Origin of the sequence: Bradyrhizobium sp. 192 (genome assembly GCF_023100965.1) — a bacterium.
GTDB lineage: Bacteria > Pseudomonadota > Alphaproteobacteria > Rhizobiales > Xanthobacteraceae > Bradyrhizobium > Bradyrhizobium symbiodeficiens.
Genome location: NZ_CP064690.1, coordinates 272,748 through 295,295, shown reverse-complemented (window position 1 = coordinate 295,295; position 22,548 = coordinate 272,748). Strand labels below are relative to the sequence as shown.

Below are 22,548 nucleotides of genomic sequence, written 5' to 3'. Positions count from 1 at the left end.
CCTGGTCTGGCCTGAAGCCGAGGCACCTCCGTCACCGGCGGCCGGAGCTGACATTGGACCCCTCGCCTGCTTTCAGGCAGCCATCGACCGCGGCGAGCAGGGCGTCGGGTGGGAATGGCTTCTGCAAACTTGCCGCCGCGCCGAGCTTGGTCGCCATCTTCAGGAAGTCAGGCTCCGCATAGGCATCCGGCGTGACCGAGCGGCCGGACATGACGATGATCGGAATGGCCGGAGCCAGCACCCGGATGTGACGCATCGTCTCCAGCCCGTCCATGCCGGGCATGAAGATATCGAGAAACAGCAGGTCGAACCCGCTGGCCTCGAACAGCGCAAGCCCCTTGCGGCCATCGCCGGCGACGGTGACGTAATGACCGGCCCTCTCCAGGAGCAGCCGGATCGTGATTTGAACGGCCGGGTCGTCATCCACGATCAGGATGTTGGCCACGTCTGAATTCCTCCGGGCCGGATGGGGCCTCCCCGCCGGCCGCAAATCAAACTATCAAAAATGAAATTGTTGCGCGGATTCCGCTCAGCCTGCAAGCACTTCGCGCGATTACGGGGGCCGGTCGGTCGCTGTTGCTTCGTATCCCAATATATGCACGTTTGCGTGCATAGCGGAAGGCTGAGTTCGGCGCATCCGGCGACTTGCGACGGGTGGACGGCGTGTGAGAAGAGCGGACGGATTCGCAGAGGAAAAAGCAATGACCAAGAAGAAAACGCCCGACCAACTCCGCAGCGCGCGCTGGTTCGCGCCCGACGATCTCCGCTCGTTCGGCCATCGCTCCCGCGCCATGCAGATGGGCTACGCTCCTGAGGAGTGGAAGGACCGCCCGATCATCGCGATCCTCAACACCTGGTCGGACGCGCAGCCCTGCCACATGCATTTCAAGTCGCGCGTCGACGACGTCAAGCGCGGCATCCTGATGGCCGGCGGCCTGCCGATCGAGCTGCCGGCGCTGTCGCTGTCGGAATCGCTGCTGAAGCCGACCACCATGCTCTATCGCAATTTGCTGGCGATGGACGCGGAAGAATTGCTGCGCAGCCATCCCGTCGACGGCGTGGTGCTGATGGGCGGCTGCGACAAGACCACGCCGGCGCTGCTGTTGGGCGCGACCTCGATGAACATTCCAGCGATCTATCTGCCGGCGGGCCCGATGCTGCGCGGCAACTGGAAGGGCAAGACGCTCGGCTCCGGCTCCGACGGCTGGAAATACTGGGACGAGCGCCGCGCCGGAAAAATCTCCGACAAGGACTGGCTCGACATCGAGGCCGGCATCGCCCGCAGCTATGGCACCTGCATGACCATGGGCACGGCCTCGACCATGACCGCGATCGCCGAGGCGATCGGCATGACGCTGCCGGGCGCCTCCTCGATCCCGGCGGCTGATGCCAACCACATCCGCATGGCCTCCGAATGCGGCCGCCGCATCGTCGAGATGGTGTGGGAGGATCTGACGCCGAAGGTGATCCAGACCCGGAAGGCTTTCGAGAACGCGATCGCGGTCGCGATGGCGATGGGCTGCTCGACCAACGCCATCATCCATCTGATCGCGCAGGCTCGCCGCGCCGGCCAGGACATCAGCCTCGACGATTTCGAGATCGCGAGCCGCAAGGTGCCCGTGATCGCCAACGTGCGGCCCAGCGGCGATGCGTATCTGATGGAGGACTTTTTCTATGCCGGCGGCCTGCCGGCGCTGATGGGCCAGATCAAGCCGCATCTGCATCTCGACTGCATCACGGTCACCGGAAAGACCATCGGTGAGAATATCGAGGGTGCCGAAGTTCACAACGACGACGTGATCCGCGGAATCGACAATCCCATCTATAAGGAAGGCGCGCTCGCCGTGCTCAAGGGAAATCTCGCGCCCGACGGCTGCGTCATCAAACCGTCAGCCTGCGCGCCGCGCTTCCTCGAGCACACCGGGCCTGTGCTGGTGTTCGACGACTATCCCTCGATGAAGAAGGCAGTCGACGATCCCAACCTTGATGTCACCGAGGACCACATCCTCATCCTGCGCAATGCGGGGCCGCAAGGTGGCCCGGGCATGCCGGAATGGGGCATGCTGCCGATCCCGACCAAGCTCGTAAAGCAGGGCGTGCGCGACATGGTGCGGATCTCGGACGCTCGCATGAGCGGCACCAGCTACGGCGCCTGCATCCTGCACGTCTCGCCGGAATCCTATATCGGCGGCCCCCTGGCGCTGGTGCAGAACGGCGACCGCATCACGCTCGACGTTGCCGCGCGAACCATCAATCTCGATGTCAGCGAAACCGAGCTGGAAAAACGCCGCGCCGCCTGGAAGCAACCGGAAGTTCGTTTCGAGCGCGGCTATGGCTGGATGTTCACCAAGCACATCAAGCAGGCCAATGACGGCTGCGACTTCGATTTCCTCGAGACCGATTTCGGCGCGCCGATCGGCGAGCCGTCGATTTACTAGCCACCCGTCATTCCGGGGCGCGCCAATTGGCGCGAGCCCGGAATCCATACTCACGATCGTGGTTATGGATTCCGGGCTCATCGCTTCGCGATGCCCCGGAATGACGAAAGAGAGAGTATCAGATGACAAAACTCAGCGAAGCCACCCGCACCAAGCTCAAATCCGTCTCCACCGCGACCGTCGCCACCGCTCTGTTCAAACGCGGCCTGCGCATCCAGATGATCCAGGATGTGCACCCGCTCGGCGCCGACCAGCCGACCATGGTCGGCGAAGCCTTCACGCTGCGCTACATGCCGGCGCGCGAGGATCTCAACACCATCGACGTCTTCAAGGACCGCGCCCATCCGCAGCGCAAGGCGGTCGAGGACTGCCCGCCGGGCGCGGTGCTGGTGATGGACAGCCGCAAGGACGCGCGCGCGGCGTCGGCCGGCGCGATCCTGGTGACGCGATTGATGAAGCGCGGTGTCGCCGGTGTCGTCACCGACGGCGGCTTTCGCGATTCCGCCGAGATCGCCAGGCTCGGCATTCCCGCCTATCACCATCGCCCGAGCGCGCCGACCAACCTGACACTGCATCAAGCCATCGAGATCAACGTTCCCATCGGCTGCGGCGATGCGCCGGTGTTTCCCGGCGATATCATCCTTGGCGATGCCGACGGCGTCATCGTGATCCCGGCCCATCTGGCTGACGAGATTGCGAACGAGACGTTTGAAATGACCGCGTTCGAAGACTTCGTCACGGAGGAGGTCGGCAAGGGCCGCGGCATCTTCGGTCTCTACCCCGCCACCGATCCGCAGACGCTCACCGACTTCGCGGAATGGCGGAAGAAGAACGGGCGGTAATAGGCCTTCGCCTCCTGCCGCGTGAGGCAGGGCTATTGCTTATAGTGTGCACGGTGCGGCGACATTGGCAGTCGTCTCCCTCTCCCGCTTGCGGGGGAGGGCTGGGGTGGGGGCTGTCTCCGCATTGGGATTCTTGAGAACTGCGGAGGACGTCCCCGAGTGGTGAGAACCCTCACCCCAACCCTCCCCCGCACGCGGGGGAGGGAGCTCACTGCCGTTGCCGCCACATCTTGCGCGCCATATGCGATTGCCTCGCGTAAGAATGGGGAGAGGGAGGATGTCAGGCTTCCACCTTGTCCGCCATGCCCGCCGCCCACAGCGCGAACGCATACACGATCGCGACCTCATCCAGCCGGTCGAACCGCCCCGAGGCGCCGCCGTGGCCGGCGCCCATGTTGGTGCGGAGCAGGACCGGGCCGCCGCCTGTCATGGTGGCGCGAAGGCGCGCGATCCATTTGGCCGGCTCCCAATAGGTGACGCGCGGATCGGTCAGGCCGCCCATCGCCAGGATCGCGGGATAGTCCTTCGCGGCGACGTTGTCGTAGGGCGAGTAGGACAGGATGGTACGAAAATCCTTTTCGCTCTCGATCGGGTTGCCCCATTCCGGCCATTCCGGCGGCGTCAGCGGCAGCGTGTCGTCGAGCATGGTGTTGAGCACGTCGACGAACGGCACTTCCGCGACGATGCCGGCGAACAGCTCGCCGGCGCGGTTCGCCACCGCGCCCATCAGCATGCCGCCGGCCGAGCCGCCATGGCCGACGATGCGCCTGGCGCTGGTGTAGTTCGTCTCGATCAGCGCGCGGGCGCTGGCTGAGAAATCATCGAACGAATTCGTCTTCTTCTCGCGCTTGCCGTCGAGATACCAGCCCCAGCCCTTGTCGGCACCGCCACGGATATGCGCGATGGCGTAGACGAAGCCGCGATCGACCAGCGAGAGGCGGTTGGCGCTGAAGGAGGCCGGCATCGCCATTCCGTAGGAGCCGTAGCCGTAAAGCAGCAGCGGCGCCGAGCCGTCCAGCTTGAGCCCGCGGCGATGGAGGATCGACACCGGCACCTCGGCGCCGTCCTGCGCCTTGGCCATGATGCGCGTGGTGACGTAATCGGCCGCGTTATGGCCGGACGGGATTTCCTGGCGCTTGCGCAAGGTGCGGGTGCGCTTGACCATGTCGTAATCGTAGACTTCCGACGGCGTCGTCATCGACGAATAGGCAAAGCGCAAATTCGTCGTCTCGAATTCGTAGGAGCCCATCGCGTCCAGCGAATAGGCTGCCTCGTCGAAGGCGATGGCATGCTCCTCGTTCGAGGCGAGATCGCGGATCACGATCGACGGCAGCGCGTTGGCGCGCTCCAGCCGCACCAGATGGCCGGCGTAGAGATCGAGGTCGATGATGTAGATGCCGGGACGATACGGGATCAGATCGCGCCAGTTCTTGCGCTCGGGCGAAGAGAGTGGTGCGGTGACGATCTTGAAGTCGATGGCATCATCGGCATTGGTGAGGATGAAGAGCTGGTCGCCGCGGTCGGCGAGTGAATATTGCACGCCTTCCTCGCGCGCCGCGACCAGCCGCGGCGGCGCCTCGGGGTTGGCGAGATCGATCAGCCGCTGCTCCGAAGTCTCGTGATCGCCGCCCGCGATCACGCAGAAGCGGCCGCTGGTGCTCTCGTGCAGATGGGTGAACCAGCCGGCATCCTGCTCTTCAAAGACGAGCGAGTCGTCGGCCTGCCTGGTGCCGAGCCGGTGCCGCCACACCTGCATCGGCCGATGGTTGTCGTCGAGCCGGACATAGAAGAAGCTCTTGCAATCCGCGGCCCAGACCACGCCGCCATCGGTCTCCTCGACGAGGTCGTCGAAATCCTTACCGCTCGCCCAGTCGCGCACGCGGATCGAGAAATATTCGGAGCCCTTGGTGTCCGCGCTCCAGGCCTGCATCCTGTGGTCATGCGAATGCCGGCTGCCGCCGAACTTGAAATATTTGTGGTCCTTGGCGAGCGCGTCGCCGTCGAGCACGATCTCGCCGTCGCCGCCGTCGCGCGGCATGCGGCCGAACAGCTCGTGCTGTCCGCCCTCGCGGAATCTGCGGAAATAGGCGTACGGGCCGTCCGGCGACGGCACGCTGGAATCGTCCTCCTTGATCCGCCCGCGCATCTCGCGCACCAGCGTCTTCTGGAGCGGCGCAGTATGGCCGAGCAGGCTCTCGGTGTAGCCGTTCTCCTCGTCGAGATATTTGCGGATGTCGGGATCCAGCACTTTGGGATCGCGCAGCACCTCCTGCCATTTCGCGTCCTTCAACCAGGCATAGTCGTCGGTCACGGTGATCCCATGCCGCGTGAAGGAATGCGGCCGGCGCGGGGCGACGGGGGGCTGGGAAGGGGTTTTGGCTTGTGTCACTCGATCCTCGTTGCGTCTCACCGAACCCCATCTCGTCATGCGAGGGCTTGCCCCGCGCATCCATCAAAGACGATTCCCGGAACGATGGATTGCCGGGTCAAGCCCGGCAATGACGGCCGTAGAAGACGGCGGGTCGTTCATAATATGGCGACAAGCGCACGAATTGCCAGCGGGACTACGCCAAGTCGCCGGGTTGTTGATGCGCCGCTTCTATGCTTTACGGACCAAAATCCCCGCCGCCGGTCCAGCCTGATGCTGTTCAATTCCTACCCGTTCATCCTGCTGTTCCTCCCGGTCGTGCTGGCCGGATATTTCTGGCTCGGGCGGCGCAGCAATCTCACCCCTGTGATCTGGCTGGCGCTGGCCTCGATCGCCTTCTACGCGATCGGCGGCTGGCAGTTCGTGGCGCTGTTGCTGCTGTCGATCGCGTTCAATTACGGCGTCGGGCATCTCCTGATCGTGGCGAAGCTCGGCCCGTCACGACGCCAGGCGGCGCTCGCGCTCGGCGTCGCCGGCGATCTGCTCGTGCTCGGCATCTTCAAATATGCCGGCTTCGTCACCGAGAACGTCAACGCGCTGCTCGGCACGCATTTTGCGGTCCACATCCTGCTGCCGGTCGGCATCTCCTTCTACACTTTCACGCAGATCGCGTTCCTGGTGGACGCCTATCGCGGCCAGGTCGCGGCCTATGCGCTGCCGCATTACGCACTGTTCGTGACATATTTTCCGCATCTGATTGCGGGGCCCATCCTCCACCACAAGGACATGATCCCGCAATTCGAGCGGGAGGAGACCAAGCGTCCGGACGGACATCTCATCTTGTGCGGTGTCATCATCTTCGCCATCGGCCTGTTCAAGAAGACCTGCCTTGCCGACGGAATCCAGCCGCTGGTCGCGCTCGCCTTCGAGACGCGCTCGCCGAGCTTCGACCAGGCCTGGTGTGGTGCACTCGCCTACACCTTCCAGCTCTATTTCGATTTCTCCGGCTATTCCGACATGGCGATCGGGATCTCGCTGATGTTCGGCATCTTCCTGCCGGTGAATTTCAACTCGCCCTACAAGGCGACCAGCATCGTCGAGTTCTGGCGCCGCTGGCACATGACGCTGTCGCAATTCCTGCGCGACTATCTCTACATTCCGCTCGGCGGCAACCGCCATGGCCGCGTGCTGCGCTACGTCAACCTGCTGATCACGATGCTGCTCGGCGGGCTCTGGCACGGCGCGGCCTGGACTTTTGTCGTTTGGGGCGCGTTGCACGGGGCCTATCTCTGCGTCAATCACGCCTTCAATGCGGTGGTGCCGACCATCCCCTCGGCTCTTGCGCGCCCGGCTCGCATCGGCGGGGCCGTGCTGACGTTCCTCGCCGTCGTCGTCGCCTGGGTCTTTTTCCGCGCCGAGAGCGTTGCGTGGGCGCTGCGGGTTCTCCACGCCATGGCGGATCCCTCGAATATCGTGTTCGGCCGCGAGGAGATCGCGGCGCTGGTGATGATCGCCGTCTACGCCGCATTGGTCTGGCTGGCGCCGAACACGCAAGGCATCCTGGGATACGATCACGCTAACCGCAGGGTCGGCGAGAACTTGCGGGCAGGGCGCATGCGGCCGCTGTTTCTCTATGGCGCATCGCTGGTGCTTGCGTTCGGAATCCTGGGCATCCAGAGCCACAGCGAATTCATCTATTTCCGGTTCTGATGCGCGCTACGTTCACCAGTCTCAAGCGCCTTCTGCTCGCGAGCATCGCGTTCGTGCTCGGTGCGGCCGGGCTCACTCTTTTCGTCGATCCCCTGCAGCTGTTCCGCCCCTCGGGCTCCGCCTTCTATTCCGACGACACGCGCGTGCAGAATGCCGGGCTGATCCGCAGCCAGTCGTTCGACACCGCCTTCATGGGCACCTCGCTCGCGATCCATTTCCGCCAGAGCGATATCGACCGCGCGCTTGGTGTGCATTCGCTCAAGCTGGCGATGACCGGCTCCAACTCCCGCCAGCAGGCCTTCGTGCTGGAGCAGGCGATCGCGCGCGGCGCAAGGCGCGTGATCTGGGAGATGGACGATTTCATCTTCGTCGATGCCGCCGATATCGAGGCCGATCCTTATCTCTCGGTCGATCTCTACCGCGGAACAGCGAAGGGCATCGCGTCCTATCTGTTCAGCGCCGCGATGGCGAAAGAGTCCCTGTTCGCGCTGCTGCGCTCGGTCCCGCCGCTACAGGGGCCGCTGACCCGCGCGGCGCCGGTTCTTCCCATCAAGTTCGCGCTGGCTGATGTCGACGACATCTACGCGCTGCCGCGGGATTTCGACATTGCTCGCGAGTACAATGCGAAGAAGGCGCTCGCCGCCTTCGCCTACATCACGAGCCCCGTACGCAGCCGCTTTCTCGGCGAAGGCTACGGCTATGACGCCATGGTCAGGCATTTCGAGCGCGATGCCGTCGCCCTGGTCGCGCGCCACCCCGACGTGATCTTCGACGTCTACTTCCCGCCCTATTCGATCCTGCAATTCGTCGCGATGCGCGATGCCTCGCCGGAGACGCTGAAGATCGTCACCGATCTCACGGCCGTCATCGCGACCCGCCTGACGCAGCTTCCCAACGTCCGCCTCCACGATTTCCGCGCGATCAAGGCGGTGACGCACGAGCTCGGCAATTACGGCGACGTCATCCACCATTCTCCGGTGGTGGACGCGATGGTGCTGAAATGGCTGGCGAGCGGGGAGTATCGCGTCGATCCGAAAGCGCCGCTGACGTCGCTGGATGAGCTGAAGGCGCAGGTCGAGGTATATCGGGTGCCGGGGCTGCCGTAGCCCGCATGAGCGAAGCGACATGCGGGGCCTCGCATAAGAGTCCCGGGTGTCGCTTCGCTCACCCGGGCTACGAGACTGCGATCGACTCCCCGTCTCGTGTCCCGGACGCGGTGCGGCGCGAAGAGCCGCTCCGCAGAGCCGGGGCACGAGCGCCGCTTTCCTACGCCGCCACCTCGTCACCGAGATACGCCACCGCGGCTTCGAGCCCGCCCTTGCCGTGCGGGATCTTCAGCGCGTTGAGGCCGATCTCGATCACCCCGAGCGTGCCGAGCAGCATCGGTGCGTTGATATGACCCATATGGGCGATGCGGAAGGCCTGGCCCGAGAGGTCGCCGATGCCGGTGCCGAGCACGACGCCGCACTTCTCCTTGCAATAGCGCTGCAGGATTGCCGGATCGTGGCCGTTGCTCATGGTCACCGTGGTCACGGTGTTGGAGCGCTCGCTGGCCTCCGCGACGTTGAAGCCGAGCACCTGGCCCTCCGACCATGCGCCGACCGCGCGGCGCGTGGCTTCACCGAGCAGGCTGTGGCGGCGGAAGGCGTTCTCCAGGCCTTCTTCGTGCAGCAGATCGATCGCCTGGCGCAAGGCGAACAAGAGATGCACCGGCGCGGTGCCGGCATATTTGCGATAATGCTCGCTGCCCTCGCGCTCGCTCCAGCTCCAATAGGGCGTCGACATGTTCGCCTTCTTGTGCACCTCGAGCGCACGCGCATTGGCGGCGACGAAGCCGAGGCCGGGCGGCGTCATCAGGCCCTTCTGCGAGCCGGACATCGCGACGTCGATGCCCCATTTGTCCATTTCGAATGTCATGCAGCCGAGCGAGGCAACGGTATCGACCATGTACAGTGCCGGATGGCCGGCCGCCTTGATCGCCTTGCCGATCGCCTCGATGTCGTTCTGCACGCCCGAGGCGGTGTCGACCTGGACCACGACGACGGCCTTGATGGTGTGCTCCTTGTCGCGGCGCAGGCGCTCCTCGACTTCGCTCGGCCGGACCGCGCGGCGCCAGTCGCCCTTGAGCACCTCGACCTCGGCGCCCATCAGCGCTGCCGCATTGCCCCAGCCGATCGCAAAGCGCCCGCTCTCCAGCACCAGCACTTTGTCGCCGCGCGACAGCACGTTGCTGAGCGCCGCTTCCCAGGCGCCGTGACCGTTGGCGATGTAGATGTAGGACTTGCCCTTGGTCGCAAACAGTTTCGAGATGTCGCTGAGCAGGCTCTCGGTCAGATCGGTCATCTGCTTGGAATAGATGTCGATCGCCGGACGGTGCATTGCCCGCAGCACCTCGTCGGGCATCGTGGTGGGCCCGGGGATGGCCAGAAATTCCCGGCCCGCGCGAACGGTCATTGCTGTTGGTCCTTGTTTCTTGAGAACAGGCTGGTGGATCGCTGAGTTTTATCTTTACGCTGCGCTGCAGTGCAAGAAAAGCACGCAAAACGCGGGTCTGAGGTGGGCTAACGCTTCGTCTCGCGGCAGCCGGCGGCTTCCGCCTCTTCGACCGAGCAGAACCAGCGGGTGCCCTTGGCGATCTTCATCTTGATCTGGGTGTACCAGCGGCTGGTCGGCTGGTGAAAGATGCACTCTCCGGCGCTGTTGACGTTGCCCTTGATGGTGCAGTCCGGGGAGGGCGCCACCGGTCCCGACGCCGAGGCGAGCAGCACCGCATGCGCCCCGTCGGGTGGCTTGGTCGCACCCAGGATGTGAGTCTTCTTGTTGCGGACGCGCCAGTCCCAGGGCGCGATGAAGGCGCCCTGCCACATTCCGGCTTTTGCCTCGCGCGCAGCCGCCTCGTCGAGCTCGTAGTCCCTGGAGAGGCGGGTGTAGGCAAGCGCCCAGCCGCTGCGCACCAGCCATTTCTGGATGTCCTCGCCGCCGACCTCGCAGCGCGCCACGGTGCGGCCGCGCCGGTCGATCGAACGGGCATGGCAGGCCCAGCTCTTGCCGTCAGCGTGTTTGGCGAGCTCGTCGCGCGCCGCGACGCCGCAGGTCCAGCGTTCGGCCTTGGTGTTGAGGCAGAGCTGATCGACCGCGGGCGCGTCGATGCCGCCGAGCCGGATCCGCGTGTTGCCGATCACGACGGCATCGCCGGCGCGGACCTTTGCCGTGCCGGTGATATCGGCGGCCTCAGCCAGCGAGGGGAGAGCGAGGAGAGACAGCGCAATCAGGACTTTTCGCAACATGCCGGCCCGCGTGTTCAGGACAATTCGATAGATCGCGCAATTGTGGTCGGCTTTTGGCCGTCGGGCCAGCTTATGCCTAACAGAGAGGCTTTCAACTTCCCGTCATTGCGGCGGTCACTCGGTTCGTGTCCCGGACGCGGTGCGGCGTGCATCGCCGCTCCGCAGAGCCAGGGCACGAGAGCGCCTCACCCCCGCGCCATCGCCCGCTTCGCCAATGCCAGCCCCATCAGTACGAAGGCCGACGTCACCTCCGGACCACCCACCAAGATCCGCGTCGGCGTCTTCATCTTGTTCCACTCATAGGCGCGGAACGGGCCGCGGCGGCCGCCCTCGCCGATGGCGCCGACGATCACGTTCAACGCCGGTGCAAAGGCGCGCGGGTCGGCGCCGAGATGGCCGAGCGCGATCAGCGCCAGCGCCGCGTCGAACACGTTCATCTCGGCGGCCATCAGCTCGCCCTTGACGTAGGACAGAACGCGATGGCGGATGAAGTCGAAATCGCCGTTCGGGTCGATCGCGGCCTGCGCCGCCAGCGGCAGCGCCAGGAAGGCCGCATAGCAGCGGCCGAAATAGGCGCTGTAGAGCTCCGGCAGGTAATAGATGTGCGAGCGCGGATTGGCGAAGGCGCCGCTCGCCGCCAGCCGCTTCTGGAAGCCGATGATGCGGTGCACCGTGGCGAGCCGCGCCGGCGTCTCCAGGATTTTCCAGCGCGCCAGGTTGCGGAAGCTCACTTCGAGAATGTCGAGATTGAGCGTCGGATCGAGATCGTTGCCGTAGGGACGCTCGCCCCGGAGGTTGTCGATCCAGGTCGCGACGCCGCCCTCGTAGTCGATATTCTCGTTGAGCGGCACGGTCACGCGCGGTTCATTGACGCCGGCGCGCACCTGGTAGCCGGCGTAGAAATCCAGCAGCGGCTGATCGATGATCGGATCGGTGCAGCCGGCCTGCGTCGCCGCCGAGATCGAGCAGGCCGTGGTGTCGCAATCCGGCACGTAGATGCCGAAGCCGAGGTCCTGCTTGATCTGCGCGAAGTAGCGCGAAAAGCGCGGATGCGGCGGCGGCGCCAGCGCGGTGACGACGTTGAAGCGCGCGCCGTCGATGCCCTCGACCTCCTCGCGGCTGATGTTGACGCAGAAATCCACCATGTCGGCGATGGCCCGCTCGGCCGCGATCTTGTCGGCCGGCGAGGCGAGCCCGGACTCGCCATAGCTCAGCAGCGCCTCGATGAAGAACGCATCGTAATAGGCCGAGCGGTGCCGGATCTGCACCGGCTCCCACATCGGCTCGGCGATCCCTCGCCAGGGCGGATTGACCACGGCATGCGCGGGCGAGCGCGCGATGAAGACACGGGCGAGGTTGAACAGCAGCGAGGAATTCTTGTAGCCGCGGGCGTTCAGCCCCGTGAGCGCCATGATCAGCTCGCGGCCGCGGAAATCCGGATCGCCGATCAGGTTGAAGGCGGCATAGGTCGGCAGGAAACCGTTCTTGCGGTAGGAGCCGAGCAGATGCTGCGCGCAGTCGCGGATGACGCCGTCGATCTGCGGCGCGGGCGGCGCCGAGCCCGTGAACATCGCCGGCGGCGGCTTGGGATGGTCGAGCGCAATGCTGTCGACGAGGTCGGCGACCGGCTGGCCGACCGCTGCCCAATCGGGCTCGGCCTCGTCGCGGGCGCGCACCAGCGCCTGGCGCAGCGCCGTCAGCGTGGCCTCGTCGCGCAGCTCGGGCAGTCCGGCCCGCCGCAGCAGCATCCGCAGCGCGGGATTGCCGAGCGCGGTCTTGTAGAATTTGGCCAGATGCGGATCGCCGCTGGCTGGCCCCGACAATACGGGATCGCACACATCGTAAAGCGAGGGGCCGTCCTTCGGCGCCAGCAGCGCCCGGCAGGCGGCGCCGGCAAAATAATGAAAGTTCATGAAATACCTGGTCGCGGGCACTTGGGCGGGTTCTGGCCGGGGGCCCCAAGCGCGCTCCAGCCACGCGCCACCCCCAGCAAGTCGTTGAAAAAGCTACCCGGATTCGCAGGAAATACAAATGTGATAAAAGTCACAGAAAAAGTGGGCACGAGGGCTGCATGATGAGCCCCCGGAAGGCTACGGGGACGCGAAAAAGGAACGATTTGCGGCGGGGAATTAACCAACGGGTTCAACCGCTTAGCTCAAATTTTGGGCAATCTATTGCCCGCCACCCTATATGCGGTTAAAGGTTTGTTTGGTGCGGCGCCGCAAATTGCGCGCAATTCGGGGGCACTTCCCCGGCCAATCCCTCAAACCTAAAGACGCTATCGCGCTACTCAAACAGTGTGCGCGCGCTTGGCTGGTCTTTGGCACAGGAACGAACCGAGATGAATGTAAAGCAGCTCGACCTTTCCCGACGCACCATCGCGTTGGCCGCCGCCCTGATCGGCACGGCCTCGCTGGTGATCGGCGCCCATGCTGCTCTGAACATGCGTGCGATCGATGCTGCCAAGGCCGTCTCGACCGACCAGATCACCGGCTCGATCGGCCAGACCTCGCGCCTCGCGCTGGTCATCGGCAATGGACATTATCCCGACGCCAGCGCGCCGCTGACGCAGTCGATCAACGACGCCCGCGCGCTGTCCTCCTCGCTGCGCAAGAACGGCTTCGACGTCGACATGGTGGAAGACGCGACCAAGGACGACATGGTCCGCGCCGTCAACCGCCTGAAGTCCCGGATCAAGCGCGACACCGTCGTCATGCTGTTCTTCGGCGGCTACGGCGTGCAAGCCGGACGCGAGAGCTACATGCTGCCGGTCGATGCCGTGATCTGGAAGGAAAGCGACGTCCGCCGCCAGGGCGTCTCGATCGATGGCGTGATCGACATGATGAAGGAGCAGGGCGCCAAGGCCAAGCTCGTCGTCGTCGACGCCTCCCGCCGTAACCCATACGAGCGCCGCTTCCGCTCCTACAGCCACGGCCTCGCGCCGATCAGCGCGTCCGACAACGCGCTGATCCTCACCTCGGCCTCGCCCGGCAAGGTCGTCGACGACGGCAAGGGCGAGCACAGCGTGCTGGTCAGCGAGTTCCTGAACAACCTCAGTGCGAAGGGCAGCGCCGAGAGCGTCTTCAACAAGACCCGCGTCGCCATCTCCCGCGCCAGCGAAGGCGATCAGGTCCCGACAGTCTCCTCCTCGCTGCTCGAAGACGTCCATTTCGACGCAGCCGGCGGCTAGTTTTTTTCAAATCAACGATCTCTCGTGCCCCGGACGCGGCGCATCATGCAATGATGCGACGCTGAGCCGGGGCCCAGTTTTTTTGACTGCCGCTGTGTGACGAGAACGGTCTCGGCTCAGCGCAGCAGCGTTACACGCTGCACGCGTCCGGGACACGAGGAAGCCTACTTCGCCGCTTCCGCGGCCATCACCGGACGCACCGGGTCGCCTTCGCGCAGCAACGCACCGGCGCGGGCGACGACGACATCGCCCTCATTGAGGCCGTCGCGGACCTCGATATTGCCGCCCGACATCAAGCCGACCTCGACACGCTTGGTCTCGACGCGGTTGCGGCGGATCACCTGCACCACGGTGCCGGCGGATGAATATTGCACTGATGTCAGCGGCACCGCGACGTTGCAGCTCTGCCCGGTCTTGATCAGCGCACGTCCGCTCGCCTTCAGCAGCAGCCGCTTCTGCGAGGAGATGCCGATATAGACCATGCCCTGCTGGATGTTCGGCTCGACGGTCGGGCCGATGCGGCGCACCTTGCCGTCGATGTCGCCGGCGCCTGCGATCCGCACGGTCGCCGGCTGATTGACCGCGAGCTTGCGCATATCGGTGGTCGCCACCAGAGCGACGAGATCGTATTCGCTGCGCGCCACGATGGTGAACAGGGCCTCGCCCTTGGTCGAGGCGAAATTGCCGATCTGGGCGGTCGACGTCGCGATCACGCCCGCCACCGGCGCGGCGACCTGCAGCGTGCCGCCCTCGGGAAGCGCCAGCCGCGCCAGCACCTGGCCGGCGGTGGTGGTGTCGCCGGCTTCCGCCAGCACGTCGGTAACCTTCAGACCCGGACGTTCGGGCCGCACCGACGTCTCCGCCCGCGCGATGATCGTGCCGGCGGCCTCGACGATGTCGGAGAAGCAGGATTTTGCGACTTTCAGCACCGTGACCGCCGGCCCCTTGGGCGCGTCGTCATCGGCTCCGGCCGGAGAGGGACCGAGGATGACCATACCGGCGATGGCCGCGGGACACAGGCTTCGAGCAACGGCGCGGGGCAAATGACGCATCGGAAATTCCACGGGGGCTATGCCTCCAATCGATAGCAGATGGCAGGGCGGCGGACTATGGCAGCGTTGCCTCAAAAAGGAAGGCCACACCGCCGCTGGCCGTCGCAGCAAGTCTTTGATTAGTCGCGCGATTGGAGAACAGGTTCGCTTTTCCCGGGCGGCGCGCTGTGGTCGGCACTACTCCCAAAGTGCCGTGGCTCACCGTCTTCTCATCTGCCCGGGCCGCCTGTATTGAACTAGGATCAAGATGACGCGGCATCGCGGTCGCACAACTTTTGGTCGTGGTGGGATGCAGCGGTTCGTTTGCGAGCAGAACATCGTTCATTTCGAGCGGTTGCTCAACGAAACGGCCGACCCGACGGTGCAGAGCACCGTGCGCGCGCTGCTGGCGTCGGCCAGGCGCCAGTTGGCGCTGCTGAACTCGGCGGCATCAGGGGCCGATACGACGCCGCTCGAACAGCGTCGGCGGCAGCACGGTGACGCCGACACGATCCGGCAACAATTCCAGCCGGAATTCGATGCCTCACCGCATCCTTACCTGCTGCTGGACCCCGGGCCGGGCCTGCTGATCGTCGACGTCAATGACGCTTATGCAGCCGCGACCTTGACCGGCCGCGCCGACATCGTCGGCCGCTCGCTGTTCGAGATATTCCCTGATAATCCCGACGAGCCGCTCGCCGACGGCGTCAGCAATCTCTACGGCAGCTTGAGGATCGTCGGCGAAACCGGGCGCGCGCATGCCATGGCGATCCAGCGCTACGACATCCGGGATCCCGCCGGCACCTTCGTCGAGCGTCATTGGCAGCCGATCAACTCGCCGATCCACGACACCACGGGCCATCTGGTTTACCTGCTGCACCACGTCGAAGACGTCACCGCGCAGGTCGCGGCGCGGCCGTAAACGCCTCGTCAGCCGCGGCGCTCACCCAGCAGCTTGCCGGTGGCCCGGTCGATCAAATGCAGGCGCGTGCAGGCCGGACAGGACACCGACACATGGGTGTGGTCGGCCGGCTCCTCGCCGAGCCGATGCTGCACGTTCATCCCGGTCTGCGGGCATTTGAAGACGATCTGACGGTCCATCGGCGAGATATGAAGCCAAGGTGCGGCCAACGAAATTACGGATGTTTACGTAGGTCGGCGGCGGTGCCCGTCACGGCAGTTTCAGGAACTCCACCCAGTTCGGCTTCTTGCCGGTGGAGTAGGATTTCAGCCTGGCCAGCGCGCCGCTGCCCTGGTCGATCGCATACACCGTCATGCTGTCGGAGAGCTCGCCGACCGCGGCGAGGTAGCGTCCCGTCGGATCGATCTGGAAGCCGCGCGGCTGCTTCTCGGTCGGCACGCTGCCGATCGTGGTCAGCTTGCCGCTGGCGGCATCGACCTTGTAGGCGGTGAGCGTGTTGGTGGTGCGCTCGGAGGCGTACAGGAAGCGGCCGTCCGGGGTGATGTGGATGTCGGCGGCCCAGGGCTTCTTGCCAGTCTCTTTCTCATTGAAGCCGTCCGGCAGCGCGGTGGTGCGCTGGATCTCGTCCCAGGCGCCGCTCCTGGCTTCATAGCTGAATGCAGCGACGTCGCCGTTCAACTCGTGGACGAGATAGACGAATTTGCCATTGGGGTGGAATACGAAGTGCCGCGGCCCGGATTTTTCCGGCACCTTGTGAGCCGGCGGATCGTTCGGCGTCAGCGTGCCGGCTGTGGCATCGAACGCGAAGGCCAGCACCTGGTCCGAGCCGAGATTGGTCGCGAATACGAAGCGGTTGTCGGGCGAGGGCAGGAAGGCGTGGGCGTTCAGCCCGGTCGGGATCACCTGCTTCGGCTCGCCGGCGACGCCATTTCCGGCAAGCGGATTCAGCGCGACCTTGTTGCCGCCATAGGAGGCGCTGAACAGGAATTTTCCGCCGCGGTCGACGGCGATGTTCGCCATGCTGTCGGCGAGCGGTCCGTTGCCGATGGGGCTGAGCTGGCCCGTCCCGGGATCGATCGCAAAGCTCACCGCGAGATACGGCTGCGAGCGGACACCGGCAATCAGCACGCGGTGGTCGGGCGTGATCGCGAGCGGCGTCGAGGAGCCGGGCTTGTCGACGCCCTTGAAGGCGGCGGTCTGCACCGGAATCATCTCGCCGCTGTCATCCATCTTGAACACGCTGATGTCGTTGCTGTCGGCGTTGCCGACATAGGCGAAGGTCTCGGCCATGCCGGCGCGGACTCCAGAAACGAGGGCGAGGAAGGTGAGGGTGGTGGCGATCGCAGCGCGTGGCGCTTTGGATGCGATGCGTCGTCGGGTCGGTCTCAACATGGGGCTCCTCCTCGCGGGCCGGTCGCGGCCTTGTTGTTTTGCCCAGGAGGTTAGCGGGCGGCGCGCCGTCGCACCAAATTCCAATTGGGATCGATCGATGCCGAAATTGTATCGGTCGCGCCGGGGTGGGCTGCCGCACTGCTGCGGAGCAGGAGGACAGATGCGTTGCGCCGCGCTGGCGCGCGCCAGTCATCCCGCACTGCAAAGGACGGCGATCCCATGAGTCCGTACACAGGGCGAAAACAGCCGATGCGGCTGTGAACCAATGGTGCGCGAGCGCATTGAACCGGCATGCCCAGTGAAAACGATCTCGAAGGCAAGCCCGACATGGGCGGCAAGCATGGCGGTCAAGCCGGCCAGCCCGAGCCGCCGCCTCGGCCGCGCGAAGGCGAGCGCGATGAGGACGTCGTGGCAAAGCGCCACACCGGCCAAACCGATCGCGCCTCGCCGCCGACCAAACCAAAATAGCGTCTTGCCGCGCGGTCGTGCCGCGCCTCGTGTTGGGAACGGCGGCATTGCCGTGCCGTTACCCGTCCCCGCAGGCGTGACAGATGGAAACGGAGGCTGGCTCGTGTTTTGGATTTATTGGAACACCGCCTGGTCGCTGATCATCAGCGGCATCATGGTCGCCACCATCGTGAGCCACCCCGATTCCGAGTTTGTCGAAGTGCAGGCCGACAGGCGGTAGGTGTGAACGTCCCGACTTCGCAGTGAGGTCTCGGTTTACGTCATGCTGCCGGGCATCAAAGGTTCGATCCTAAATTTTCGGAGCCAGGCGGCGGGCAAGCGAGGGTGAGGATCGGTATGGTGAGTTAGCGTTTCCCTCCGGCTTCGGGAAGCGAGCACGAGGACAGCGCGTAGCCCAGCTGCGCCGTTTCCTAAGCTGAGCCGTCAGCTTCCCCAAGGCTGGCGGCTTACTCTTTTTGTGCGCCGCATTTGGGCCGGCTCAATTCCGGCCGCCGCCGTCTCCCTACGTTAACATTTCCGGGTGGCGTTGCGATGCTCATCAGGACTAACGAAACAGGGCGTCGCTTGAACGATGGGCATTTGGCGGCTTTGGCAGGAGACCGCGTCTCATCCAGCGAGTTCAAGTATCGCAGGGGTACCGAGGTGTTTGGCGAAGGAGACGAGCCGGAGTACGTCTACTAGATCGTCTCCGGAGCGGTGCGAACCTACCGGCTGCTCTCGGACGGTCGCCGCCAGATCAACTCGTTCCATTTGCCGGGCGACATGTTCGGTTTCGAGAGCGACAAATCCCACCGCTTTTCCGCAGAAGCTCTCGTCGAAACCAAAGTGCGGATTGTCAGACAGCGTGCCTTGCTTTGCAGCATGGCTGATCAGGCAGGCGGCACGACCAAGCTTATCCGGCTGGTCACCCAGAATTTGCAGCATGCTGAAAGCCACATGTTGCTTCTGGGGCCAACGAGTCGTCGTGACATTGGCGACTACCTTGGACTGACGCTCGAAACCGTGTCGCGCGAGATCTCTATCCTTCGCGACGCCGGCTCTTGCACTTCGTTGGGACGACACAACGGCAGCTCTCGCTGCTGAATCGTGAGGAACTTAGCCGATCGACTCCTAGAGTCTGCACGCGAAGGGCTGGACATCTGGCCGACGAGGGAGCGTCGCCGCGTTAAGCCGCCGCCGCCTGCGCGGCCAGCAACTGCTTCAGCTTCGCCGCCGGCACGGCCGGGCTGAACAGCCAGCCCTGCATCTGGCTGCATCCGAGCTGGCGCAGCACCTCGCGCTGGGCTTCGGTCTCGACGCCCTCGGCGGTCGTCGCCATGTGGCGCGCGGCGGCCATGTGCACCACCGCCTGCACGATCGGCGATGAATCTTCGGACTGACCGATGTCACTGATGAAGCTGCGGTCGATCTTGATCTTGTCGAACGGGAAGCGGTGCAGATAGCTCAGCGACGAATAGCCGGTGCCGAAATCGTCGAGCGCGATGCGCACGCCGAGCTCGCGCAATTGCTGCAGGATCGTCAGCGCCTCCTCGTCGTCGCGGATCAGCACGGTCTCGGTGATCTCGAGCTCGAGCCGTCCGGGCGCGAGTCCCGACTCCGCGAGCGCGGCGGCGACCTTGAGCGCCAGCGTCCGCGAGCGGAACTGCACCGGCGAAACGTTGACGGCGATGTGAATCTGGTCGGGCCAGGAGGCGGCCTCATGGCAGGCCTGCTTCAGCACCCATTCGCCGATCTCGCCGATCAGCCCGGTGTCTTCGGCGACGGGAATGAAGTCCGCGGGCGAGACCATGCCGCGCTCGGGATGGCGCCAGCGCAGCAGCGCTTCGCAGCCGGTGACGACATTGGCCGCGAGATCGACCAGCGGCTGGTAGTGCACCTCGAACTCGCCGCGAGCCAGCGCCTGGCGCAGATCGAGCTCGAGCTGACGGCGCAGCCGCGCCTTGGCGTCGTATTCGGGCGTGAAGATGCGGTAGGTGCGGCGCCCCTCCGACTTCGCCGCATACATCGCGAGATCGGCGCGCTTGAGCAAATCGTCGAGATTGTCGCCGTGATCGGGCGCGATCGCGATGCCGATGCTGGCATCGGTCGGGATGTCCAGGCCCTTGCAATCCACCGGCGTACGCAACGCCTTGAGGATTTCTTCCGCCAGTGCCGACAGCTCGGCCGGATCGCAGGTCGCGGCCTTGACGATGGCGAACTCGTCGCCGCCGAGCCGCGCGACGAGGTCGTTGCCGGAAACGCAGGCGCGCAGGCGGTTCGCCACCTGCCGCAGCAATTCGTCGCCGACCTCATGTCCCAGCGAGTCGTTGACGCCCTTGAACTCGTCGACGTCGATATAGAGGATGGCGAACGGCTTGCCCTGGCTGAGCTCGGCGACGCGCCGCTCCAGATGGCCGCGTAGCAGCACGCGGTTGGGCAGGTCGGTCAGCGCGTCGTAATGCGCCATATGCGCGATGCGCTCGTCTGCGCGGATGCGCGCCGTGACGTCGTCATGGGTCGCAAGCCAGCCGCCGGCGGCGCCGGGCTGGTTCTTGATCTCGATCAGGCGGCCGTCCGCGGTCTCGACGATGGAGCTCTGGGTGCGTCCGACATGGCTCAGAATGTCGTCGCAATAGGCCTCGACGTCGCCGTGGAACGAGCCGGTGTCATGGCGGTGCCGGATCACGTCGCGGAAATCGGCGCCGGGCTTCACCACTGCGGGGGACAGGCCGTACATCTCGATGTAGCGGCTATTGCAGACGATCAGTCGTTGGTCCTGATCGAACATCAGCAGCCCTTGCGTCATCGTGTTCATCGCGGTGTCGAGCCGCTGCTTTTCCAGCGAGAGCCGGTGCGTGACCTGGCGGAAGATCAGGAACAGCGTCAGCACCAGCAGGCCGATCGAGAGCACGGCGATGGTGACGAAGAATTTCGTCTGCGTATGCCATGTGGCGAGCGTCGCATCCAGCGACCTGGTCGCAACCACGACCAGCGGCTCGCCGGTCAACATGCGCGAGGCGACGATGCGGTCCTTGCCGTCCATCGGGCTGGCGAGCTGCATCGTGACGAAGGTGCGCTCGAACACCGCCATCTGCTCCGGCGTGCCCTTGCGAAAGTTCTGGCCGATCATCGCATCGACACGCGGAACGCGCGCCAGCAACTGGCCGTTCTGGTGGTGCATCGCGATCGAGGAGTCCTCGCCGAGCCCGGTCGAGGCGAAGAAGGATTCGAGTTGGTCGGGCGTGATCGCGCGCGAGATTACCCCGAGAAATTCGTCATGCGGGCCGGACACGCGCCGGGCGAACACGATCGCCGGTCCGTTGCCGAGCCGGCCGGGGACGACCTCGACCTCTTCCTGCGCGGCAGGATCGTTCCTGAGGCGGTTGAAGTAGCCACGGTCGGCGACCGAGATATCGGCGACCGGCCAGCGGCGCGACGAGTTGATCAGCATGCCGCTGGAATCGAACAGATTTGCGCCGGCGACGTCGGACCAGCCGCTGGCTTTTGCACGCATCACCTCGTGCATCGCCAGCGTGCCCATCTCGCTGCGAAAGATGTCGGCGGATTCGATGCCGTGACTCTCAAGTTCGGCGAGGATGCTCTTCTGCAGCACCGCGAAATCCTCGAACTCGCGGTCGAAATGCCGGGCCAGCAGACGCACGGAGCTTTCAAGGCTGTCGCGGCCGCTCTCGATCGCGTTCTGCCTGAAGCGGTCGACGGTCAGCGCGGTGCCGATGGCCATTGCGACCATCAGCACGAAGCCGCCCGCGATCAGCCATGTCAGTGGCGCTCCCCGCCAGCGACGGAGCAACGCGCGCATGCGTGCGGTCCATCGGATCGATGTGCCCATGCAGCCCTCCCGTGGCACGCAAGGTGCAGCAAAACCGACAAGACCCCGTTACCAGCGAAGGTTAAGGAACTATGAATCGGAGTGGAATCAGTGGGTTGGTTCCGGCGCGGAGTTTTGTTGGGCACCAAACCCTCCGCAGCGTCATGGCCGGGCTTCGTCCCGGCCATCCACGTCTTTCTTCGCGGCACAAAGAACGTGGATGCCCGGGACAAGCCCGAGCACGACGATCGCGGTGCAGTTTTCACCGCTTGATCTCCCAGTTCAGCGCTTCCGCATTGCCCTTGGCGAACATCTCGGGGACATCGAACTGGCCGGTCTTGAGGTCATAGCGGCATTTCCAGTCGGCCAGCCCCTTCACGGCGACGTTCTTCGGATACTTGTCCATTTCGCCCGACAGCGAGATCAGCAAATAGCGGTTGTCGGGCCAGTCGACGCCGAGCCAGCGATAGGCGGTTTCGGTGCCTTTCATCAGATTGGCCGAGATGTGGTAGTCGAGCTTCATCTTCCTGGTGTCGGGACGGCTGTGGAAATAGGCCCAGGCGAGATCGCCGAGTGATTTCTTGGTCGCGCTGACGAAGGCGCCGTTCTCGACGTGATAGAGAAACAGATCCTGCTCGCCAGAGCCGGTCTTCTGCATCCGCACCAGCCATTGCGAGTCGCTGGTGAAGCGGAAGCCGGCCGGATAGCCCTGCTCGGGCTTCAGCTCCGTCATCTGCTCGCCGTGCCGCGCCCAGGCCTGCCATTTGATGTCGAAATCCCCGCTGTCCTTCATGTATTGCTCGAGCCTGACGGTCTTGTCCGGCGAGGTGAAGGCGAGCTCGGTATCATCGGAGAGGACGAAGCCGGACGGCGGGCCGGAGGCCGCAAGGGCAGGGGCGGCGGCGAGCGTCAGGGCAAGCGCCAGCCACCAGTCAGGACGGCGAAATGCGGTCACAGGAAAATTCCTTAAAGAATGCCGCGATGCGGCCTCGCATGATTTGACGCCGGCGCCGTGGTGCCGGTTCATCCTTGATAGGCGCCAGGGCGGGCTATCATCCCATCGACCGTCTTGATGCCGCAGCCAATTCGGCG

General features: G+C 64.8%; 18 protein-coding genes. 8 read left to right on the top strand and 10 right to left on the bottom strand.

Going from position 1 to position 22,548, the window contains the following annotated elements; translation table 11 throughout:
* Positions 1 to 31 precede the first annotated feature (31 nt).
* Positions 32 to 445 (bottom strand): response regulator, encoded by a 414-nt coding sequence (locus IVB24_RS01340; protein ID WP_247771826.1) that lies wholly within the window; start codon positions 443 to 445, stop codon positions 32 to 34.
* Between the two features lie 256 nt (positions 446 to 701).
* Here IVB24_RS01340 and araD point away from each other — a divergent pair, with 256 nt between their 5' ends.
* Both araD and IVB24_RS01330 read left to right on the top strand, forming a co-directional pair.
* Positions 702 to 2,438, top strand: coding sequence for an L-arabinonate dehydratase (gene araD / locus IVB24_RS01335; protein ID WP_247771825.1), 1,737 nt, complete (start codon positions 702 to 704; stop codon positions 2,436 to 2,438).
* Positions 2,439 to 2,560: 122 nt separating this feature from the next.
* Positions 2,561 to 3,280 (top strand): ribonuclease activity regulator RraA, encoded by a 720-nt coding sequence (locus IVB24_RS01330; RefSeq protein WP_166467491.1) that lies wholly within the window; start codon positions 2,561 to 2,563, stop codon positions 3,278 to 3,280.
* A 280-nt stretch (positions 3,281 to 3,560) separates the two neighbouring features.
* Here the strand turns inward: IVB24_RS01330 and IVB24_RS01325 are convergent, their stop codons facing one another.
* The gene (locus IVB24_RS01325; protein ID WP_247771824.1) at positions 3,561 to 5,669 is read right to left on the bottom strand and encodes a S9 family peptidase; all 2,109 of its coding nucleotides are present in this window, start codon (positions 5,667 to 5,669) and stop codon (positions 3,561 to 3,563) included.
* Positions 5,670 to 5,921: 252 nt separating this feature from the next.
* Here IVB24_RS01325 and IVB24_RS01320 point away from each other — a divergent pair, with 252 nt between their 5' ends.
* Entirely contained in the window at positions 5,922 to 7,358 is a 1,437-nt protein-coding gene (locus IVB24_RS01320) for an MBOAT family protein (RefSeq protein ID WP_247771823.1), read from the top strand.
* Positions 7,358 to 8,464, top strand: a complete 1,107-nt coding sequence (locus tag IVB24_RS01315; protein ID WP_247771822.1) for a hypothetical protein — start codon at positions 7,358 to 7,360, stop codon at positions 8,462 to 8,464. The genes IVB24_RS01320 and IVB24_RS01315 overlap by 1 nt, the downstream gene beginning before the upstream one ends.
* A 160-nt stretch (positions 8,465 to 8,624) precedes the next feature.
* Here IVB24_RS01315 and IVB24_RS01310 read toward each other — a convergent pair whose 3' ends face one another.
* The 3 genes from IVB24_RS01310 to IVB24_RS01300 form a co-directional block, all read right to left on the bottom strand.
* Complete coding sequence (locus tag IVB24_RS01310) at positions 8,625 to 9,812, bottom strand: aminotransferase class V-fold PLP-dependent enzyme (protein ID WP_094973846.1); 1,188 nt, start codon at positions 9,810 to 9,812, stop codon at positions 8,625 to 8,627.
* Positions 9,813 to 9,919: 107 nt separating this feature from the next.
* A complete protein-coding gene (locus tag IVB24_RS01305; protein WP_094973847.1) occupies positions 9,920 to 10,645 on the bottom strand; it encodes a thermonuclease family protein in 726 nt (241 codons plus the stop codon).
* A gap of 185 nt (positions 10,646 to 10,830) precedes the next feature.
* Positions 10,831 to 12,558 carry a hypothetical protein gene (locus tag IVB24_RS01300; RefSeq protein WP_247771821.1) on the bottom strand — a complete coding sequence of 576 codons (1,728 nt, stop codon included), beginning with the start codon at positions 12,556 to 12,558 and terminating at the stop codon, positions 10,831 to 10,833.
* 428 nt (positions 12,559 to 12,986) lie between these two features.
* Here IVB24_RS01300 and IVB24_RS01295 point away from each other — a divergent pair, with 428 nt between their 5' ends.
* Positions 12,987 to 13,835 carry a caspase family protein gene (locus IVB24_RS01295; RefSeq protein WP_140482044.1) on the top strand — a complete coding sequence of 283 codons (849 nt, stop codon included), beginning with the start codon at positions 12,987 to 12,989 and terminating at the stop codon, positions 13,833 to 13,835.
* A 164-nt stretch (positions 13,836 to 13,999) separates the two neighbouring features.
* Here the strand turns inward: IVB24_RS01295 and IVB24_RS01290 are convergent, their stop codons facing one another.
* Positions 14,000 to 14,887, bottom strand: a complete 888-nt coding sequence (locus tag IVB24_RS01290) for an HlyD family efflux transporter periplasmic adaptor subunit (protein ID WP_247771820.1) — start codon at positions 14,885 to 14,887, stop codon at positions 14,000 to 14,002.
* A 289-nt stretch (positions 14,888 to 15,176) separates the two neighbouring features.
* On the opposite strand from IVB24_RS01290, the gene IVB24_RS01285 reads away from it, so the two are divergent.
* Positions 15,177 to 15,788, top strand: a complete 612-nt coding sequence (locus IVB24_RS01285) for a PAS domain-containing protein (RefSeq protein WP_140482046.1) — start codon at positions 15,177 to 15,179, stop codon at positions 15,786 to 15,788.
* 8 nt (positions 15,789 to 15,796) lie between these two features.
* Here IVB24_RS01285 and IVB24_RS01280 read toward each other — a convergent pair whose 3' ends face one another.
* On the bottom strand, positions 15,797 to 15,967 hold the full coding sequence (locus IVB24_RS01280; protein WP_247771819.1) for a hypothetical protein: 171 nt from the start codon (positions 15,965 to 15,967) through the stop codon (positions 15,797 to 15,799).
* A 70-nt stretch (positions 15,968 to 16,037) separates the two neighbouring features.
* Positions 16,038 to 17,180 (bottom strand): lactonase family protein, encoded by a 1,143-nt coding sequence (locus tag IVB24_RS01275; RefSeq protein ID WP_247771818.1) that lies wholly within the window; start codon positions 17,178 to 17,180, stop codon positions 16,038 to 16,040.
* A 291-nt stretch (positions 17,181 to 17,471) separates the two neighbouring features.
* Between IVB24_RS01275 and IVB24_RS01270 the strand changes: the two genes are divergently transcribed.
* Complete coding sequence (locus tag IVB24_RS01270) at positions 17,472 to 17,648, top strand: hypothetical protein (RefSeq protein WP_155526039.1); 177 nt, start codon at positions 17,472 to 17,474, stop codon at positions 17,646 to 17,648.
* Between the two features lie 696 nt (positions 17,649 to 18,344).
* Positions 18,345 to 18,731 carry a helix-turn-helix domain-containing protein gene (locus IVB24_RS40150; RefSeq protein WP_346771355.1) on the top strand — a complete coding sequence of 129 codons (387 nt, stop codon included), beginning with the start codon at positions 18,345 to 18,347 and terminating at the stop codon, positions 18,729 to 18,731.
* Positions 18,732 to 18,813: 82 nt separating this feature from the next.
* Here the strand turns inward: IVB24_RS40150 and IVB24_RS01255 are convergent, their stop codons facing one another.
* Positions 18,814 to 21,477, bottom strand: a complete 2,664-nt coding sequence (locus tag IVB24_RS01255; protein ID WP_247771817.1) for an EAL domain-containing protein — start codon at positions 21,475 to 21,477, stop codon at positions 18,814 to 18,816.
* Between the two features lie 241 nt (positions 21,478 to 21,718).
* Positions 21,719 to 22,411 (bottom strand): hypothetical protein, encoded by a 693-nt coding sequence (locus IVB24_RS01250; RefSeq protein WP_247771816.1) that lies wholly within the window; start codon positions 22,409 to 22,411, stop codon positions 21,719 to 21,721.
* Positions 22,412 to 22,548 lie beyond the last annotated feature (137 nt).

Coding starts and splice junctions, on each gene's coding strand:
- araD (WP_247771825.1), top strand. CDS start 702: ATGACCAAGAAGAAAACGCCCGACCAACTCCGCAGCGCGCGCTGGTTC.
- IVB24_RS01330 (WP_166467491.1), top strand. CDS start 2,561: ATGACAAAACTCAGCGAAGCCACCCGCACCAAGCTCAAATCCGTCTCC.
- IVB24_RS01320 (WP_247771823.1), top strand. CDS start 5,922: ATGCTGTTCAATTCCTACCCGTTCATCCTGCTGTTCCTCCCGGTCGTG.
- IVB24_RS01315 (WP_247771822.1), top strand. CDS start 7,358: ATGCGCGCTACGTTCACCAGTCTCAAGCGCCTTCTGCTCGCGAGCATC.
- IVB24_RS01310 (WP_094973846.1), bottom strand. CDS start 9,812: ATGACCGTTCGCGCGGGCCGGGAATTTCTGGCCATCCCCGGGCCCACC.
- IVB24_RS01305 (WP_094973847.1), bottom strand. CDS start 10,645: ATGTTGCGAAAAGTCCTGATTGCGCTGTCTCTCCTCGCTCTCCCCTCG.
- IVB24_RS01300 (WP_247771821.1), bottom strand. CDS start 12,558: ATGAACTTTCATTATTTTGCCGGCGCCGCCTGCCGGGCGCTGCTGGCG.
- IVB24_RS01295 (WP_140482044.1), top strand. CDS start 12,987: ATGAATGTAAAGCAGCTCGACCTTTCCCGACGCACCATCGCGTTGGCC.
- IVB24_RS01290 (WP_247771820.1), bottom strand. CDS start 14,887: ATGCGTCATTTGCCCCGCGCCGTTGCTCGAAGCCTGTGTCCCGCGGCC.
- IVB24_RS01285 (WP_140482046.1), top strand. CDS start 15,177: ATGCAGCGGTTCGTTTGCGAGCAGAACATCGTTCATTTCGAGCGGTTG.
- IVB24_RS01280 (WP_247771819.1), bottom strand. CDS start 15,967: ATGGACCGTCAGATCGTCTTCAAATGCCCGCAGACCGGGATGAACGTG.
- IVB24_RS01275 (WP_247771818.1), bottom strand. CDS start 17,180: ATGTTGAGACCGACCCGACGACGCATCGCATCCAAAGCGCCACGCGCT.
- IVB24_RS01270 (WP_155526039.1), top strand. CDS start 17,472: ATGCCCAGTGAAAACGATCTCGAAGGCAAGCCCGACATGGGCGGCAAG.
- IVB24_RS01255 (WP_247771817.1), bottom strand. CDS start 21,477: ATGGGCACATCGATCCGATGGACCGCACGCATGCGCGCGTTGCTCCGT.